The sequence below is a fragment of the Carboxydocella sp. JDF658 genome (genome assembly GCF_002049395.1).
Classification (GTDB): domain Bacteria; phylum Bacillota.
Genome location: NZ_BDLR01000265.1, coordinates 1 through 201 on the forward strand (window position 1 = coordinate 1; position 201 = coordinate 201).

1 protein-coding gene is annotated in these 201 nt (G+C 60.7%); it reads left to right on the forward strand.

Annotated elements, in window-relative coordinates:
• Positions 1 to 201 (forward strand): penicillin-binding transpeptidase domain-containing protein (locus JDF658_RS14155; RefSeq protein ID WP_143312041.1); only part of this gene is annotated, 201 nt, incomplete at both ends.

Below are 201 nucleotides of genomic sequence, written 5' to 3' on the forward strand. Positions count from 1 at the left end.
CGAGGGATCCTGGAACACGTGGTGGCCCGTGGTACCGGGCAAAAAGCCTATCTGGAAGGCTACCGGGCGGCCGGAAAAACGGGTACAGCCCAGAAAGCCGTGCCTGGAGGGGGATATGTGGCTGGCAAGTATGTGGCTTCCTTTGTCGGTTTTGCCCCGGCGGATAACCCCCGGGTAGCAGCTCTGGTGGTGATCGATGAA